General features: G+C 26.4%; 17 protein-coding genes. All 17 read left to right on the top strand.

Going from position 1 to position 18,400, the window contains the following annotated elements:
* The 17 genes from ACQY31_RS01175 to lpxA all read left to right on the top strand — a co-directional run bounded on the left by ACQY31_RS01175 (position 1) and on the right by lpxA (position 18,400).
* Positions 1–1,659 (top strand): ribonuclease J, encoded by a 1,659-nt coding sequence (locus tag ACQY31_RS01175; RefSeq protein ID WP_428080199.1) that lies wholly within the window; start codon positions 1–3, stop codon positions 1,657–1,659.
* Positions 1,659–1,904 carry a DUF1467 family protein gene (locus tag ACQY31_RS01170; RefSeq protein ID WP_075506651.1) on the top strand — a complete coding sequence of 82 codons (246 nt, stop codon included), beginning with the start codon at positions 1,659–1,661 and terminating at the stop codon, positions 1,902–1,904. Before ACQY31_RS01175 ends, ACQY31_RS01170 begins: the two co-directional genes overlap by 1 nt.
* 1 nt (position 1,905) lies before the next feature.
* Positions 1,906–3,240 (top strand): proline--tRNA ligase, encoded by a 1,335-nt coding sequence (proS, locus tag ACQY31_RS01165; RefSeq protein WP_428080198.1) that lies wholly within the window; start codon positions 1,906–1,908, stop codon positions 3,238–3,240.
* Positions 3,237–4,466, top strand: coding sequence for a lipoprotein-releasing ABC transporter permease subunit (locus ACQY31_RS01160; RefSeq protein ID WP_428080197.1), 1,230 nt, complete (start codon positions 3,237–3,239; stop codon positions 4,464–4,466). The genes proS and ACQY31_RS01160 overlap by 4 nt, the downstream gene beginning before the upstream one ends.
* Complete coding sequence (locus ACQY31_RS01155) at positions 4,459–5,157, top strand: ABC transporter ATP-binding protein (RefSeq protein WP_428080196.1); 699 nt, start codon at positions 4,459–4,461, stop codon at positions 5,155–5,157. The genes ACQY31_RS01160 and ACQY31_RS01155 overlap by 8 nt, the downstream gene beginning before the upstream one ends.
* Complete coding sequence (gene dnaE, locus ACQY31_RS01150; protein WP_428080195.1) at positions 5,129–8,545, top strand: DNA polymerase III subunit alpha; 3,417 nt, start codon at positions 5,129–5,131, stop codon at positions 8,543–8,545. The genes ACQY31_RS01155 and dnaE overlap by 29 nt, the downstream gene beginning before the upstream one ends.
* Before the next feature lie 129 nt (positions 8,546–8,674).
* Positions 8,675–9,493 carry a 30S ribosomal protein S2 gene (gene rpsB, locus ACQY31_RS01145; protein WP_428080194.1) on the top strand — a complete coding sequence of 273 codons (819 nt, stop codon included), beginning with the start codon at positions 8,675–8,677 and terminating at the stop codon, positions 9,491–9,493.
* 1 nt (position 9,494) lies between these two features.
* On the top strand, positions 9,495–10,346 hold the full coding sequence (tsf, locus tag ACQY31_RS01140; RefSeq protein ID WP_428080193.1) for a translation elongation factor Ts: 852 nt from the start codon (positions 9,495–9,497) through the stop codon (positions 10,344–10,346).
* Positions 10,347–10,898, top strand: coding sequence for a ribosome recycling factor (gene frr, locus ACQY31_RS01135; protein WP_428080192.1), 552 nt, complete (start codon positions 10,347–10,349; stop codon positions 10,896–10,898). It abuts the gene before it with no gap.
* Positions 10,895–11,569 (top strand): polyprenyl diphosphate synthase, encoded by a 675-nt coding sequence (uppS, locus tag ACQY31_RS01130; RefSeq protein WP_428080191.1) that lies wholly within the window; start codon positions 10,895–10,897, stop codon positions 11,567–11,569. Before frr ends, uppS begins: the two co-directional genes overlap by 4 nt.
* Positions 11,569–12,216, top strand: coding sequence for a phosphatidate cytidylyltransferase (locus ACQY31_RS01125; RefSeq protein ID WP_428080190.1), 648 nt, complete (start codon positions 11,569–11,571; stop codon positions 12,214–12,216). The genes uppS and ACQY31_RS01125 overlap by 1 nt, the downstream gene beginning before the upstream one ends.
* A complete protein-coding gene (locus ACQY31_RS01120) occupies positions 12,213–13,379 on the top strand; it encodes a 1-deoxy-D-xylulose-5-phosphate reductoisomerase (RefSeq protein WP_428080189.1) in 1,167 nt (388 codons plus the stop codon). Before ACQY31_RS01125 ends, ACQY31_RS01120 begins: the two co-directional genes overlap by 4 nt.
* A gap of 3 nt (positions 13,380–13,382) precedes the next feature.
* Positions 13,383–15,629, top strand: a complete 2,247-nt coding sequence (gene bamA / locus ACQY31_RS01115; RefSeq protein WP_428080188.1) for an outer membrane protein assembly factor BamA — start codon at positions 13,383–13,385, stop codon at positions 15,627–15,629.
* Positions 15,629–16,141, top strand: a complete 513-nt coding sequence (locus ACQY31_RS01110) for an OmpH family outer membrane protein (protein ID WP_428080187.1) — start codon at positions 15,629–15,631, stop codon at positions 16,139–16,141. The genes bamA and ACQY31_RS01110 overlap by 1 nt, the downstream gene beginning before the upstream one ends.
* A 5-nt stretch (positions 16,142–16,146) precedes the next feature.
* A complete protein-coding gene (gene fabZ / locus ACQY31_RS01105) occupies positions 16,147–16,593 on the top strand; it encodes a 3-hydroxyacyl-ACP dehydratase FabZ (protein ID WP_428080186.1) in 447 nt (148 codons plus the stop codon).
* A 53-nt stretch (positions 16,594–16,646) separates the two neighbouring features.
* Entirely contained in the window at positions 16,647–17,627 is a 981-nt protein-coding gene (gene lpxD / locus ACQY31_RS01100; RefSeq protein ID WP_428080185.1) for a UDP-3-O-(3-hydroxymyristoyl)glucosamine N-acyltransferase, read from the top strand.
* A complete protein-coding gene (lpxA, locus tag ACQY31_RS01095) occupies positions 17,624–18,400 on the top strand; it encodes an acyl-ACP--UDP-N-acetylglucosamine O-acyltransferase (RefSeq protein WP_428080184.1) in 777 nt (258 codons plus the stop codon). The genes lpxD and lpxA overlap by 4 nt, the downstream gene beginning before the upstream one ends.

The following is an 18,400-nucleotide window of genomic DNA, read 5'->3' as shown; positions in this document are numbered from 1 at the left end:
ATGAAAAATGAATTGTTATTTTGTCCACTAGGTGGATCTGGTGAGATTGGTATGAATATGAATTTGTTTGGTTACGGTCAACCAAGCGATCATAAATGGATAATGGTAGACATTGGTGTAACTTTTGCTGATGACACTATACCAGGTGTTGATTTAATTTATCCTGATCCTGGATTTATTGTTGAAAGAAAAGATAACTTGTTGGGTATAGTTTTAACTCACGCACATGAAGATCATATTGGAGCAATCGCACATTTATGGCCAAAATTAAGATGTAAAATATTTGCTACTCCATTTACAGCAGTTTTGATTAGAGAGAAGTTTCGAGAAAAACAAATAGATATTACTAATGATTTACAAATTGTTGAATTAAATGGAACTGTTTCATTGGATCCATTTGAAATTGAATATATAACTTTAACTCATTCAATTTTAGAACCCAATGGCTTGAGAATAAAAACTCCTGCTGGTGTAATTTTACACACAGGAGATTGGAAAGTAGATCCCAATCCACTTATTGGTGACAATATAAATGACAAGAGATTAAAAGAAATTGGTGATGAAGGGGTATTAGCAATGATCTGTGACTCTACTAATGTTTTTAGTGCCGGCAAGTCTGGATCTGAACTTGATGTTAGAAAAAATATGTTAAATGTAATGTCGAGATTGAAAAAGAGAATTATCATCACTTCATTTGCATCTAATGTAGCAAGAATGGAGACAGCATTTTATTGTGCTGAGCAAACAGGAAGACAAATTTCACTAGTTGGAAGATCGATGCATCGTATCTACAAAGCTGCACATCAATGTGGATATTTAAAAAATACAATAAAACCAATTGACCCTCGTGAAGCTAAAAATTTTTCAAGAGAAAAAATAGTTTATCTTTGTACAGGTAGCCAAGGAGAGCCAATGGGAGCTATGATGAGAATTTCTAACTATGTACATCCTGATGTTTTTATTGAAAAAGGAGATGCAGTGATATTTTCATCAAAAATTATACCTGGAAATGAAAAAAAACTTTATAAATTACACAACCAACTTGTTAAAGATGGTATTGAAGTGATATCTGAAGAAACTGAATTCGTTCATGTTTCTGGTCATCCTAACAGAGAAGATTTAAAAGAAATGTATCAATGGGTTAAACCTAAATGTGTAATTCCTGTGCATGGCGAACATAGACACATGATAGAACACATAAACTTTGCTAAAGAAATGCAAGTCCCATATCCTGTACAAGTAGAAAATGGTGATATTGTTAAGTTATATCCTGGTAATCAGCCTGAAGTTTATGACAAAGCTCCAAGTGGTAGATTGTATTTAGATGGCAATGTAAGCGTTGATCCAGATTCACAGTCAATAAAAGATAGAAAAAATTTGAGTGCTAATGGATATCTTGAAGTAACTTTAATGATAACACCTAAAGGAAATATTCATAACAATCCTGTGCTTTCTTTTCGTGGTTTGCCAGTAGATGATAGAGAAGAATTTGTTTATGGACTAGAAGAAGAAATAGAAAAAACTTCTAGAACTTTTAAAATTGGAAGCAAGCAACAAGAGCATAATTTAATTGATGCATTGAAAATTGCCTGTAGAAAATTTTCAAAGGAAAGAACGGGAAAAAAACCTTTCACTAATATTAACTTAGTGAGAATTTAATGAGTGTAACTGGTTTAGCAATTATTTATGTAATTATATGGTGGATTGTTTTCTTTGCTATACTTCCTATTGATGTAAACAGAGCAAAAACAGTAAAAATTGATGGTGAAGATCCAGGATCACCTGAAAACCCAAAAATGTTAAAAAAATTCTTGTATTGCACTGGCATAACTACTGTAATTTTTATCATTATTTATTTACTAATAAAATTTGAATATTTAAATTTAAGAAATATGATTAGTTAAGATGCTTTTATCAAATTCATTTATTCCAATATTAAAAAATAATCCCTCTGAGGCGAAAATTAAATCTCATCAGTTAATGTTGAGAGTTGGTATGATCAAGCAAGCTTCAGCAGGAATATACTCATGGTTACCTTTAGGCTTCAAGGTAATGAAAAAAATAGAACAAATTGTTAGAGAAGAGCAAAATAAAATTGGAGCTCAAGAAATATTAATGCCAACAATTCAATCCAGTGAGATATGGAAAGAAAGTGGTCGATATGATGATTATGGTGAGGAGATGCTTAGAATAACTGATCGTCAAAATAGAGAAATGCTGTATGGGCCTACCAATGAAGAGCAAATAACAGAAATTTTTAGATCTTCAATTAAATCTTATAAATCATTACCCCAACTTATGTACCATATACAATGGAAATTTAGAGATGAAATAAGACCTAGATTTGGAATAATGAGGGGAAGAGAGTTTTATATGAAAGATGCCTATTCATTCGATGTATCAGATGAAGAAGCCTTTTTTTCTTATAATAAATTTTTTCTTTCATATTTAAAAACTTTTAAAAGATTAGATCTAACTGCAATACCTATGGCTGCTGACACAGGTCCAATAGGAGGAAATTTATCTCATGAATTTATTATCCTAGCAGACACAGGAGAAAGTAAAATTTTTACTGATAAAAGAATTTTTGACTTAAACAGTGATGATACTCAATTAGAAAAATCTTCGTTAGAAGAAATGAGAAAAAAATATGAACAATTTTATGCTGTGACAGATGAAAAGTTTAACAAAGATGAATTTGAAAAAATAGTTTCTAAGGAAAATCAATTAATTACAAAAGGTATTGAAGTAGGTCATATATTTTATTTTGGAGACAAATATTCAAAACCTATGAATGCATCAGTAGATTTACCAGGTGGAAAAAAAGATTTTGTTAAAATGGGTTCCTATGGAATTGGTGTATCAAGGTTAGTTGGGGCAATAATAGAGGCAAAATATGATGAAAAAAATGAAATCATGAAATGGCCATTGTCTGTTGCTCCATATGATATTGCTTTGATACCGATGATAAATAAAAATGATAATTCAGCACTAGTTAAGGCCAATAATATTAATAGTGAGTTATTAAAAAATAATATTGACGCTATTATTGATGACACTGATGAAAATTTTTCATCAAAAATTAAAAAAATGAATTTAATTGGAGCTCCTTACCAAATTATCATTGGAAAGAAGAGTGAAGGTGATTTATTAGAGTTCAAAGAAACAGGTGTTGAAACTCAAAACTTACCTTTAAGCAAAATTATAGAAATTATAAATAAACAAAAAAATTCAATTTGATTTCTAATTTAGAAAAAGAAATTACTTTAAGATTTTTAAAAGCTAGAAAAAAAGATGGCTTTTTAAATGTTATTTCAATATTTTCCTTCATTGGAATAAGTCTAGGCGTCGCTGTTCTTATTATTGTTATGTCGGTAATGAATGGTTTTAGAACTGAATTAATTAATAAAATTGTAGGATTTAATTCACACATTACTGTTAAACCTTATTCAAATTCAATAGATGAAGATAAAATAAATAATAAACTAAAGTTAATCTCTAAGAATATTATTTTCAGTAATTCAGGAGAAGCTATTATTCTTAAAAACAATAATACTAAAGGAATAGTGTTACGTGGCTATAAATACAATGATCTTTTAAATTTAGAGGTATTAACAAATGAAAAATTTAAAGGTGAATTAAATCAATTTGATAAAAATTTCATATCAATTGGAAGTGAACTGAGTTTTTCTCTTGATCTTGAAATAGGAGATGAATTGACTTTAATGTCACCGTTTGCTGTTCAAACAATAATTGGCAGTATGCCAAAACAAAAAACTTTTATAGTTAATTCAATTTTTAATAGTGGTTTAGCAGAATTTGATAACAATATTGCTTTTATTGAATTAAAAAATTTAGAAGAATTCCTTGGGTATGATTCTAATGAAAGAAATTTAGAAATTTATCTAAAAAATCCAAATAATATTGAATCCCAAAAATTAATAGTGCAACAAGTTTTTGATGGTGAGTTTGTTTTTAGTTGGGCAGATATGAATAGTTCATTATTTTCAGCTCTAAAAGTTGAACGGAATGTCATGTTTATTATTTTGTCACTAATAATAATTGTTGCAGCATTTAATATTATTTCAGGATTAACTATTTTAGTTAAAAACAAAACAAGGGATATTGCTATCTTAAAATCAATTGGAGTATTAAATAAATCAATAATTAAAATTTTTTTCTTAGTTGGAGTAATAATAGGTACTTCTGCAACAATTTTTGGAATTTTTTTAGGTGTAACTTTTTCTATTTATATTGAAAATTTTAGACAATTTTTGAGTTCATTTTTCAATATAAGTTTATTTCCAGAAGAAATATATTTTTTAAGCAAGATGCCTGCTGAAATTAATCCGACATCAATAATTTTAATCTCAGTTTGTTCTATAATTATAACTATTTTAGTTTCAATTTTTCCAGCATTTAAAGCAGCTAAGTTAGATCCAATTAAATCTTTAAAATATGAGTAAGTATTTAGAATTAAAAAATATATCAAAAAGTTTTGAAACTGAAAAAAAGATTAAAGTTTTAAAAGGATTGTCACAAAATTTTGAAAAAGGTAAAATTTATTCAATCATGGGCCCATCTGGCTCAGGTAAATCAACTTTGTTAAATTTAATTTCTTTAATAGACAGACCTTCATCAGGTCAAATTATATTTAACCAAAATCAAATTAATTTTAATGATACAGAACAAAATGATATTTTTAGATCAAAAAAAATTGGTATTGTTTATCAACAAAACAACCTTCTTCCAGATTTTACTGCCATGGAAAATATTTATTTAGCATCACTTGCTAACGGTAATGATAAAGAATTATCAAACAACAAAGCTAAAAAATTATTAAAAAAAATTGGCCTTTCCAATAGATCAAATCACTTTCCTTCTCAACTTTCAGGAGGAGAGGCTCAAAGAGTGGCTATCGCAAGAGCTATAGTAAATGATCCAGAAATAATCTTGGCAGATGAACCAACAGGTAGTTTAGATATTAATACAGCAAAAGAAGTTTTTAAACTTTTATATAATCAAAAAAAATCAGATAGATTAATAATATTTGCAACTCACAATAGATTTTTTGCTAATAAAGCAGATTGTCTATTGGAGATGAGAGATGGTATTATAAAATCATCTAATGTCCGAGTCATTAAATCAAAATTTTAATCATCTAAAAGTCCATACACAATATTCTATATGTGAAGGTGCGGCTAAGATTGATGACTTACAAGAATATTGTAAATCAAACAAAATTAAATCTTTAGGTATAAGTGATACTTCTAATTTGTGTGGAGCTTTAGAATTTGCAGAAAAAATTTCTAAATCAGGAACACAACCAATTATAGGCACTCAAATAAATTTTAAATTAAATGACACAACTGGATTGTTACCTTTATTTGCTTTGAATGAAACAGGTTATAAAAACATTATTGAATTATCTTCTAATTCATATTTAGAAAATGATGAATTAAGTGATCCACATGTAAATTTTGATGAATTATTAAAAAGTTCTGATGGTGTTTCAGTTTTTTCAGGTACTGTTTTAGGTTTATTTGGAAAACTATTTGATAAAGGAAAATTTACAGAAATAAATGAAATTTATTCAAAAATAAAAGATGTTTTTGGAGATAGGTTTTATATAGAAATTCAACGTCACAATGACACAAATGAAAATGGTTTTGAAAAATTTAATCTAAAACAATCTGTAGAATTAGAAATACCAATAATTGCTACTAATGAAGTTTTTTATTTATCTAAGGATATGCATGAAGCACATGATGCTTTGATTTGTATTGGTAATAAAACATATATTAACGAAAAAAATAGATTAAAATTAAGTGATCAACATTATTTAAAAACCAACTCAGAAATGACCGAGTTATTTGCTGATATACCAGAAGCATTAGAAAATAATTATAACTTTCCTTTAAGATGTAATTTTAGACCATTATTCTCTAATCCTATATTGCCAAACATTAGTAGTGATAAAGATGGAAATGCAGATGATCTTCTGACTAAATATTCCTTAGAGGGTTTGAGAGATAAATTTTTAAAAGTATTTAATATTAAATTTATAGATCTTGAAAATGATAAAAATTTTATTTTTTATAAAGAAAGATTAGATCATGAGCTTTCAATAATTATTAAAATGAAATATTCGAGTTACTTTTTAATTGTATCTGATTATATAAAATGGGCTAAAGAAAATGATATACCAGTTGGTCCTGGTAGAGGTTCAGGTGCTGGATCATTGGTAGCTTGGTGCTTATCAATTACTGATGTTGATCCAATTAAATTTAATTTAATATTCGAAAGATTTTTAAATCCTGATCGAATTTCGATGCCTGATTTTGATATAGACTTTTGTGAGGATAAAAGAGACCTTGTTTTTGAATACTTAACTAAAAAATATAAAGATAGTGTCGCTCATATAATTACATTTGGTAAACTTAAAGCACGTATGGTGATCAGAGACGTTGGTAGAGTTATGGGATTACCCTATGGGTTTATTGATAGTATTTCAAAAATGATACCTTTTGATCCTTCTAGACCGCAAAATTTAACTCAATGTATAGCTGGAGAGCCAAGATTACAAAAACTCATTAATGAGGATACCAGAGTAAAAAAATTAACAGAGTTATCTTTGAAATTAGAAGGTCTTAACAGAAATGTCGCTACTCATGCAGCAGGAGTTGTGATTGCAGATAAAAAATTAACAGAAGTAGTACCTTTATACAAAGATACTTCTGCAGATTTACTCTTACCCTCAACACAATTTGATATGTATTCAGCTGAAAATGCTGGTTTAATAAAATTTGATTTTTTAGGGCTAAAGACACTAACAGTAATAAATAACACTCAAAAATTAGTTAGAAAAAAAGATAAAAAATTTAACATAAAAGAAATAGATTATGATGATCAAAAAGTCTTTGATCTTTTATCGTCAGGTAAAACCGTAGGATTGTTTCAGATTGAAAGTGTTGGAATGAGAGAAGCTTTAATTCATATGAAGCCAAATCATATTGAGGATATTATTGCTTTGGTGGCATTATATAGACCAGGCCCCATGAGCAATATACAAACTTACAATGATTGCAAACATGGAAAGCAAAAACCAGATTATTTACATCCATTATTGGAAGATATTTTAAAACCTACATATGGAGTAATTATTTATCAAGAGCAAGTTATGCAGATTGCTCAAAAATTATCTGGATTTACTGCAGGACAAGCTGATCTTTTGAGAAGAGCAATGGGCAAAAAGAAGAGAGCAGAGCTCGAGAAACAAAAACTAGGTTTTATTGCTGGAGCAATTAAAAATGGAATTGCTAAAGATGTTGCAGCTGGAATTTTTTTAAAAATAGAACCTTTTGCAGAATATGGTTTTAATAAAAGTCACGCTGCAGCTTATGCAATAATTTCTTATCAAACTGCATATTTAAAAACTTATTTTCCAAAAGAATTCATTGCCGCATCAATGACGATGGATATTTCTAATCAAAATAAATTAAGTGAATTTTATGAGGAATTAAAAAGACTTAATGTTGAAACAATTAGACCTGACATAAATGAATGCTTTGCAGATTTTAGAGCTATTGATGGAAAATTTTATTATGCATTAGGCGGAATTAAAGCTGTAGGTTATGAAGCAATTTCTAATATTGTTAAAGAGAGAGAGTTAAATGGAAAATTTGTATCTATTAACGACTTCATAAATAGAGTTAATCCAAAAGATATAAATAAATTACAATTAGAAGGATTAGTCAAAGCTGGAGCATTTGATAATTTAAACTCAAATAGACAAGCAATTTTTAATTCAATACCTAATTTAATTTTAAAAAATAAAAATATTGCTGAAAATAAATTAGCAAATCAAATTGATTTATTCTCTGACAATAAAGAAGTAGAGGAGGATATTTTAACCAAAATAGAAGATTGGAAATTTGAGGAGAGATTATCTAAAGAATTTGAAGCGGTTGGATTTTTTATATCTGATCATCCATTAAATCAATTTACAGAAATATTTGAAGACTATAAAATTAATGATTATGCAAAATTTATATCAGATGATAACTCAGAAAGTGTTAATGTAGCCGCAACATTGCTTAAAGTTCAAGAGAGAAAAACTGCGAAAGGAAATGCATATGCAGTTTTAAAGTTAACAGATTTAAATAGTGTGTTTGAAATATTTATTTTTTCTGATTTGTTAGAATTAAATAGAGAAATCTTAAAAGAAGGTAACTCATTAATTTTAACCTTGATTAAGAATATTTCTAACGATGAAAACCGTTTCAAAAGAATTAATGTTCAAAAAATAGCGTCTTTAAAAAATTTGTTTAATAGTCCAATTAATGAAATATCCTTTAATGTTAAGACAATAGAACAAATTAAAAAGATATCAAAACTTTTAAATCAAGACGGCAAGACCCAAGTAAAATTCAATCTTTCAATAAAAGATCAAATTTTAAATTTTCAATTAAATAAACCAATGAATCTTGATAGAAAATCTTTAAATCTTTTAAGAAAACAGCAAATTCAAGCAGAAATTAGTTAAATAAAACTTGTCAATATTAACAAATATTTGTAAATAACCATTAAATTAAATTAACACGCACACAGTTGTTGGTTTTATACCTCCGGTCCTTAATTGGAAATTACTGTGGTGGCTTAACCGGGAATAAATATGAAAATACCAAACGTTACAATTCAACAATTATTAGAAGCAGGTGTTCATCTTGGACACAAAACTTTGAGATGGAATCCAAAAATGAAGAAATACATTTTTGGAAAAAGAGACTCAATTCATATTATAGACTTAACCCAAACACTTGAATTAACTAAAGTAGCTTTAGAAAAAGTCTATAATACAATAGCAAATAATGGAAAAATTTTATTTGTTTCAACTAAAAAACAAGCATCAGAAGCTATTGCAGAAGTTGCAAAAGAAACAGATCAGTACTTTGTAAACTACAGATGGTTAGGAGGAATGCTAACTAATTGGGGAACAATATCTAATTCAATAAAAAAATTAAAAAAATTAGAAATTGATTTAGCTGCTGAAAATAGAGGTTTTACTAAAAAAGAACTTCTTAAGATGAGTGTAAAAAAGGATAAACTACAAAGATCATTGGGTGGAATTGCAGAAATGAAAAAAGTTCCAGAACTAGTTTTTGTAATTGATACTAATTATGAGTCATTAGCTATAGCTGAGTCATCAAAATTAGGTATTCCTATAATTGCTATTCTAGATAGTAATTCTAATCCAGATAATATTGATTATCCAATTCCTGGTAATGATGATGCAAGAAGAGCAATAGATCTTTATTGCAATTTAATTAAAGAAACCATTAATAATGCAAAAAGTTCAATTCAATCATCTGAGCCTAAGCAAGAAAAAGCAAAATCAGATAATAATGATGATAAAAACAAAACTATTCAAGAAATTGATAGAGAAAAACTAGAAAAAAAATTCTCTAACGAAGATAAAGGAAAGTTAAATTAAAATGAGTGATATAAAAAAAGTAAAAAAATTAAGAGAAGCAACAGGTGCTGGATTTAAAGATTGTAATTTAGCAATCAAAGAATCTGGAGGTGATTTAGATAAAGCAATTGAAATTCTAAGAGTTAAAGGAATATCAAAAGCCTCAAAAAAAATGTCTAGAGACGCTAAAGAAGGAGTTGTTGTAGTATCAGGTGATGATAACAAAACTTCTGTAATAGAAGTAAATTGTGAAACTGACTTTGTTGCAAAAAATGATGACTTTATAAGCTTTGTTAAAGAATTAAGTGAATTAAACAACCATCACAGCTCTAATCAAGATGAATTGAAAAAAGCTGTAATGAAAAATGGCCAGAGTGTAGATGATAATTTAGTAGCGCTAATTGCAAAAATTGGTGAAAAAATTACGATTGGAAAATCAAAAACTATTGAAAATAAAAGTGGAGTAAACAACCATTACCTTCACACGGTTGTAAAAGATAATGTAGCAAAATTAGCTGTATTAGTATCTCTTGATACGAATGACAAATCAGATACAGTTAAATCTTTTGGTAAACAATTATCTATGCATATAGCAGCTTCAAATCCTTTGGCACTTGAATCTAATTTAATTGACCAAACAGTAATTGATAAAGAACAAGAACTTGTTGCTGAGGAATTAAAGAATTCAGGCAAACCTGATGAAATAGCTAAAAAAATAAGTTTAGGAAAAATGAACAAATTTAAAGAGGAAAATGCACTTTTAACTCAAGCTTGGGTAATGGAACCTAAGAAAAAAGTAAAAGATATTGTTAAGGAATTATCTGTAGCTGATTTAAAAATAAAGGAATTCTTTAGAATAAAAATAGGAGAATAAATGTTTGATGAAAAATCTTATGCATTAAAAATGGATAAAGCCATAGATGTTTTTTCTAAAGAACTATCATCTCTCAGAACTGGCAGGGCTAATGCAGCAATGTTGGATCTTGTAAAAGTTGATGTTTACGGTCAACAAATGCCAATTAATCAAATAGGTAGCATAACAACCCCTGAACCCAGAATGATTAATATTCAAGTATGGGATGTAAATAATGTTCCCTTGTTAGATGCTGCAATAAAAAAATCAGATCTAGGTTTAAATCCACAAATAGATGGTCAGTTAATAAGACTTCCTGTACCAGAGTTAAATGAAGAAAGAAGATCTGAATTAAAAAAATTAATAAAGTCAATTGGTGAAAAATGTAAAGTATCAATAAGGAATATAAGACGTGAAGCTAATGAAGATCTTAAAAAATTATTAAAATCAAAAGAAATTAGTGAAGATGATGAAAAATCAAAAGAAAAAATTATTCAAACTATAACTGATGATCATATAAAATCTGTTAATGAGAAAGTTTCTTCAAAAGAAAAAGAAATAATGACAATATGAACCCATTAAATCATGTAGCCATTATTATGGATGGTAATGGAAGATGGGGTTTAAAAAATTACAACTCAAGGAAAAGAGGTCACAGCGAAGGTCTAAAAACTGTTGAAAAAATAATAAAAGGTTCAATTAAAAATAAAATTAATTATTTAACTTTATTTGCATTTTCAACAGAAAATTGGAAAAGGCCAAAATCTGAAATTAACTATTTATTTCATTTATTGGAAAGTTTTTTGAAAAATAAAATAGATGAATTAAAAAAAAATAATATCAAACTTAAAATTTTAGGTGAAAAAAAATTTCCAAAAAAAATAATTAATCTTTTAAAAAAAAGTGAATTTATTACAAAAAATAATTCTCAATTACAGATTAATTTAGCTTTAAACTATGGTTCAAAACAAGAAATAATTAGTGCAATTAAAAAATTAAACAAAAAAAAACTCAATATAACAGAAGAAAATATTTCTAATTTCTTGTATACAAAATATATACCAGATCCAGAAATTTTAATAAGGACTGGTAACACAAAAAGATTAAGTAATTTTTTACTATGGCAAATTTCTTATACAGAAATTTTTTTTTCTAAAAAACTTTGGCCAGATTTTAATGAAAAGGATTTTGAAAAAATTATTAAACAGTTTAAAAAAATAAAAAGAAATTTTGGAAAAATATAATGAGTTCAGAAATTACCAAAAGGATTATTAGCTCGTTAGTATTGCTACCATTAAGTATTTTTGTAATTGTTGAAGGATCATATTTTTTTTATGCCACTTTAATAATAGTTTTTATTATTTCATTGTATGAGTGGAATTTTCTTTCAAAGAAAATTCATTTTTATTTTTTGGGTTATCTGTACATTACAATTTCATTTTGTTGCATTATATTGTTACGATCAACTTCAGATTACGATTATTGGATTTTATTAATTGTTATGTTTATCTGTATAATTAACGATATAGGTGGATTTGTTGTTGGTAAAATTTTTAAAGGTCCTAAATTAACAAAGTATAGTCCTAACAAAACATTTTCAGGGTCACTTGGTGGACTTCTTTTATCAATTTGTTTTGTATTTGTAGTTCCGTTACTTAATCAACAAAATCATATTATTTATTCTAATTTTGTTTTTTTTGTAATACTCATTTCATTTGCAAGTCAAATAGGTGATATAGTTATTTCTTATTTTAAAAGAATATCAAATGTAAAAGATACTGGAAAAATAATACCTGGTCATGGTGGTATTTTGGATAGAATCGATGGGATGTTACTTGCATTTCCAGTAGCTTATTTTCTCCAACACCAATTAAGTATTTTTAAATTATGAAAAAAAAAAAAATTGCAATTCTAGGTTCTACAGGTTCAATAGGTAAGTCACTTTTAAAAATTATATCAAGAGATAAAAAAAATTACAAAATAGTTTTATTAACATGTAATAAAAATTATAAACTTATACTCAAACAAGCTAAACAATTTAATGTTAAAAACATAATCGTTAATGACAAAAAATACTATTATCTTGCATTAAAAAAAATTAAGCACAAAAAAATAAATATTTATTTAAATTATTCAGACTTTAATAAAATTTTAAGAAATAAAATTGATTACGTTATGAGTTCAATTGTTGGTTTAGAGGGCTTAGATCCAACCTATAAAATTATTAAATTTACAAAAAAAATTGCTATAGCCAATAAAGAGTCAATTATCTGTGCCTGGAATTTAATAAAAAAAGAGTGTAAGAAGCACAAAACTGAATTCATACCTGTAGATTCTGAACACTTTTCAATATGGTATGGTTTAAATAATAATTTTAATAATAATATTAAAAAAGTTTATTTAACGGCATCAGGGGGTTCATTGATTAATATTCCTAATAATAGAATTAAAAATGTAAATTTTAAAAAAATTTTGAAACATCCCAATTGGAATATGGGAAAAAAAATTACAACAGATTCCTCCACCATGATGAATAAAGTTTTTGAAGTTATAGAAGCAAAAAAAATATTTGAAATAGAATATAAACAAATTGATATTATAATACATCCTAATTCATATGTACACGCTATATTGCAATTTACTAATGGAATGACTAAAATTATAGCTCATGATACTACAATGGAAATTCCCATATTTAATTCAATAAACAACAGTAATAATAAAAGTATTTTTACAAAAAATATCAATTTTTCAAAATTAAATAATTTAAATTTTAAAAAAGTTGATAAAAAAAAGTTTCCGAGTATTAATTTTTTAAAACAAATACCAAATCAAAATTCTTTATTTGAAACTATCCTTGTTGCTTGTAATGATGAATTTGTAAATAAATTTTTAGATAAGCAAATAAAATTTAATGATATTTATAAGATGACGAGTAAAATAATTAATAAACAAGAATTCAAAAAATATAAAAAAATGATACCATCAAAAGTATCACAGGTTGTAAATTTGAGTAAATTTGTTCGATATAAAATAAATTCAATATACAATTAAATAATGAAAATAAAATTTTACAAACTATTAAATATAATAATTTTATATGCTTTTTTTATTAATAGTTTACTTTATGCGGAAGTTGTTAAAGATATTATAATTGTTGGTAATGATAGAATTTCAAATGAAACAATAAAAATTTTTACCAATGTTTCTGTAGAAGATGATCTAGTGGAAGATGATTTAAATTTAATATTAAAAAACTTATATAATACAAATTTTTTTAAAAATGTTAGTCTTTCTTTAACCGATAATGTTTTAAGTATTAAAGTTGTTGAAAATCCTATTGTTGAAAATATTATTTTTGAAGGGATTAAATCTAACAAAATTTTAGAAATTTTGAGAGAAGATACATTCATAAAATCTAGATCTTCTTATAATGAGAATTTATTAAAAAAAGAGAAAGAACGATTAAATTTTATTTTAAAAAATATTGGTTACTATAACTCAGTTGTAAATATTTACGTAGAAGAAAAAAAATCTAATTTAGTAGATTTAACAATTGATATTAATCTTGGTAAGAAAGCTAGAATTAAAAAAATTTCATTTATTGGTAATAAAATTTTTAAAGATAATAAACTTAGACGTGTAATTGCCAGTTCTGAGTATAGGTTTTGGAAATTTTTGACTGGAAGAAAATATTTAAATGAAGGTTTAGTTGATTTCGATACAAGGTTGTTGACAAATTTTTATAAAAATAATGGATATTACAATGTTGAAATTAATTCATCATTTGCAAAACTAGTAAATAATAATGAATTTGAATTGATTTTCAATATTGATGCAAAATCAAAAATTTTTTTTGATGATTTAAAATTAAATTTACCTTTTGATTTTGATGTAAATAATTTTAATAAAATTGAAAAATTATTTAAAAAGATTAAAGGTGAGGCTTATTCTATTAATAAAATAGAACAAATATTAGAGGAGATAAATTATGTCACTTCTTTAGAGCAATATCAGTTTGTGAATGCAACTGTTGATGAAAGCATTGTAAACAATAAAATTAACCTAACCTTTAACGTTAGAGAAACAGAAAAGTTTTATATAGATAAAATAAATATTTATGGAAATAATATAACTTCTGAAAATGTGATACGTAATCAACTTGAAGTTGACGAGGGTGATCCATATAATGAAATTTTAATTAATAAATCAATTAATACTATTAAAAGTTTAAATTTTTTTAAAGAAGTCAATAAAGAAGTAATAGAGGATAAAAATACAAAAACAAAAAAAATAAATATCATTGTTGACGAAAAACCTACTGGAGAGATAACAGCATCAGCTGGATTTGGAACTGATGGTGGAACTTTAGGTTTTGGAGTAAAAGAAAATAATTTTTTAGGGCGTGGTATTGGACTTAATACAAACTTTCTATTATCTGAAGAAAGTTTTAAAGGAAGATTTACAGTTAAAAATCCTAATTTTAAAAATTCTGATAAATCTGTAAGTTTCTCTGCAGAGGCAATTGAAATTGATAATTTAACAACTAATGGTTACAAAACAAATAAGATAGGATTTAGTATTGGGTCAAATTTTGAGTACAGAAATGATTTCTTTTTAGGAGTCGGGAATACTAATTTTTATGAGGTAATAGATACAAATTCAACTGCCTCTGCTAGACAAAAAGCACAAGAAGGTAATTATTGGGATTCTTTTGTAAAATTAGATTTTGATTATGATAAAAGAAATCAGAAGTTTCAAACAAGCTCAGGTTTTAAATCTTTTTATTCAATAGATTTACCAGTTGTAAGTGAAACAAACTCTTTAAAAAATTATTACAATTATTCATATTATTTTGATTTATTTGATAAAAATATATCAAACCTTTCTTTTTATTTTGAAACTGCTAATTCAATTAATAATAAAGAAATTAAGTTGTCTGAAAGAATTAAAATCCCCTCAAATAGATTGCGAGGATTTGAAAGAGGTAAAGTCGGGCCAAAAGATGGCACTGATTTTATTGGTGGTAATTATGCATATTCTTTAAATTTTTCATCAACAATTCCTCAATTATTTGCTGAATCTCAAAATGTTGATTTTTTGTTTTTTACTGATGTTGCTGATATTTGGGGTGTTGATTACGATTCATCATTAGATAATAGTAAAATAAGAAGCTCAATAGGATTAGCTCTTGATTGGTTCAGCCCTATAGGACCGATGAATTTTTCAATAGCACAACCAATTACAAAAGCAAATGATGACAAAACTGAGTCATTCAGATTTAACTTAGGTACTACTTTTTAATGTTTAAATTAAATAACTTTATTATTTTTTTTTTAATATTAATGACTTTAAGTGTGAATGCAGATAATCCAAAAAAAATTGTATATTTAGATTTAGATTTTATTTTAACAAATACTAACTCAGGAAAAATTCTTTTAGAAAAATTAAAAAAAATAGAAGAAAACAAAATTAAAGAATTCAATGATAGAGAAACAAATTTAAAAAATCAAGAAAACAAATTAATTGCAAGTAAAAATATACTTTCTGAAGATGTATATAATAATAATATATTAGAGTTTAAAAAAAAACTTAATGATTATAAAAATTTTAGATCAAATGAAGTAGAGAAGATAAAAAAAAATAGAAATGAAGAAATTATGAAACTATTAAATAAGTTTAATCCAATTATAGAGAATTATATGAAAGAAAATTCAATTTTTATTATTTTTGATAAAAAAAATATTTTTATAGCTGATAAGAATTACGATATAACAAATATTATAATAAAAGAAATTAATAAAACTATAAAATAAACTTAATGGAAAAATTAAATAAAGAAGATATAAAAAAATTACTGCCACATAGAGAGCCAATGCTTTTAATTGATGAACTTAAGGATATAAAAAAACTATTCTCTGCAACCGGTGTTGTTGCTGTCAAAAAAGATAGTTTTTTTGTAGATGGACATTTTCCAGACCAACCAGTTATGCCAGGTGTTTTAATTGTTGAAGCATTTGGTCAAACAGCTGCCGCTTTAACTGCTCATGGCATTGATAAAGAAACATATGAAAATAAATTAGTTTTTTTAATGGGAATTGAAAAAGCAAGATTTAGAAATCCTGTGATGCCAGATTGTAAATTAGAATTAAAAATTGAAGCTATTAGATCTCACGGACGTGTCTGGAAATATAAGGGTGAAGCTTTTGTTGGTGAAAAAAAGATGGCTGATGCTCAATGGTCAGCAACAATTGTTGATAGAAAATAATTAGTAATATTTGTTGATAAGTATTTAAAAGTTGTTTTGATAGAAAACGACTAATGATTAATCCTTTTTTTAAAAATAAAGGTCCAATAAAGTTAAAAGAGATTTTAACTCAGATTAAATTTCAAAATGAACCCAAATATAGTGATATAAATATTTACGACATTAAAGATCTCGTTAATGCATCAAATAAAGATATTACATTTTTTCATTCTAAAAAATATGAATTGGTAGCTTCAAAAACAAAAGCGGCTTTTTGTATTACAACGAAAAATTTATCCAATAAATTACCTGATACATGCAAACCAATTGAGGTTGACAATGTTCTTGTATCAACTGCAATGATTACAACTATATTTTATCCTGATGCAATTATAGATGGTTTTGATGCTCATTCCTTGAGTATTGAAAAAACTTCTTATAATAAAACTGTTAATCATGGACAAAATATATTAATTGGAAAAAATGTTAAAATTGGTTCAAATTGTTCAATCGGTCACAACACAATCATTGAAAGCAATGTTGTGATCGGTGATAATTGTTCAATAGGGTCAAATACAATTATTAGAAATACAATAATTAATAATAATGTTTCAATATTAGACGGCTGTGTAATTGGAAAAAAAGGATTTGGTTTTTTTCCAAGCAAGAATGGAAATATACGTTATCCTCATATTGGTATTGTTATAATCGAAGATAATTGTGAGATTGGTTGTGGTTCAACAATTGATAGAGGATCCTTATCTAATACTATAATTGGAAAAAATACTTTCATAGATAATCAAGTACATATAGCTCATAATAACAAAATTGGTGATAATTGTATTATTGCTGGTCAGGTTGGTTTTGCTGGAAGCTCTACTCTTGGTAAAAATGTTATGATTGGTGGACAAGCTGGTATTTCGGGACATTTGAAAATAGGAAACAACGTCCAAATAGGTGGTGGTTCAGGAGTTATTAAAGATATTCCAGATAATTCTAAAGTTATGGGTTATCCAGCTAAAGATTTAAAAAAATTTATTAAAGAGAACAAATGATACATAAAACTGCAATAATTAACTCAAGAGCGAATATAGCATCAAATGTTGAGATTGGTCCTTATTGTGTAATTGGACCCAATGTAGAAATTGATGAGAACACAATTATACAGTCACACGTTAATATATCTGCAAATACAAAAATTGGTAAGGAAAATAAAATTTATCCTTTCGTATCAATTAATGATCCACAGGACTTAAAGTACAATGGTGAAAATACAAATTTAATAATTGGAAATAATAATAAAATCAGGGAACATGTAACAATAAATCCAGGAACTGTAGGTGGTGGCGGCAAAACAGTAATTGGAGATAACTGTTTGATTATGATTTCATCACATATAGCTCATGACTGTCAAGTTGGGAACAATGTAATAATTGCCAATAACGTGCCTTTAGGAGGTCATGCAATCATTGAGGATAATGTCGTTATTGGTGGGAATTCTGCTGTTCAACAATTCACTAGGATTGGAAAAATGGCAATGATTGGGGGAATGACAGGAGTATTACATGATGTAATTCCTTATGGTTTATCAACGGGAAATAGAAATTCATTACAAGGATTAAACTTAATTGGCTTAAGAAGAGCAAAGTTTGAAAATAAAGATATCTTAGGCTTAAGTGAAGCCTATAAAGAAATTTTTGCTACCAAAAATATAAATCAGAATATAAATAAATTAGAAGTTTCTCACCAAGAGAATCCATTAGTTAAAAATGTAATTGATTTCATAACAAAAGACAAAAAAAGATCTATTTGTACCCCATTTTCATAA

Origin of the sequence: Candidatus Pelagibacter sp. (assembly GCF_965262185.1) — a bacterium.
Taxonomy (GTDB): domain Bacteria; phylum Pseudomonadota; class Alphaproteobacteria; order Pelagibacterales; family Pelagibacteraceae; genus Pelagibacter.
This window is presented reverse-complemented; position numbering and strand designations above follow the sequence as displayed.